This window comes from Pullulanibacillus pueri, assembly GCF_014639255.1.
Lineage (GTDB): Bacteria > Bacillota > Bacilli > Bacillales > Sporolactobacillaceae > Pullulanibacillus > Pullulanibacillus pueri.
This window is the reverse complement of the sequence record NZ_BMFV01000080.1, coordinates 1-572: the sequence shown is the minus strand read 5'-3', so window position 1 is coordinate 572 and position 572 is coordinate 1. Positions and strand designations below refer to the sequence as shown.

Here is a 572-nt window from a genome sequence, read left to right as displayed (position 1 = left end):
GCATCCGGACCGATACATCGACTCTGGGTTGATCGTGATAGACTTTTAAAAGTAATGAGTAATAGCTCATTCCAGCTGTTTCATACAAAAGCTCCACAACACCATACACATGTCCACACGAAAGCTCTTTTACACCTTTTAGCGTCCCACTTATTCTTTGAACGTTCATTCCCTTCCGATTCCTTCCCATTTTCCGTCGAACTTCAGCCATATGTTCTTCTCCATCAGCAGGAGTAATCTCATATACAGGGGTGAAAGCAGCGTGTTCTCGATCTTCTCTAAGCAAATTATTGCCTGTCCGCTTATCAATCCATGAAATGATTCCCTTACCCGCTTGCCAGCTAATCCTTACATATGGAGATTCTATACCATTCTCAGTCATTTTTAACCCTGATTCTTGATCATGATCAAGCTTTAGAAGATCGTCCATATCATAGACGCCATCATTTCCTTTGAGACGGGCACTTTTGGTCGTAAGCGCCTCCTTGTTATTTGCTTCGCGTAAAGTAAATATTTTTTCTTCTCCTGGTTGTAGGTCAACGGTTACTGCGATTTGATTTCCTCTGCTGACT

Annotated in this window: 1 pseudogene; it reads right to left on the bottom strand. The window is 42.1% G+C overall.

What is annotated here, in order from left to right:
* Window positions 1-572: pseudogene (locus IEV91_RS21525) on the bottom strand (glycoside hydrolase family 38 N-terminal domain-containing protein); the annotation flags it as partial.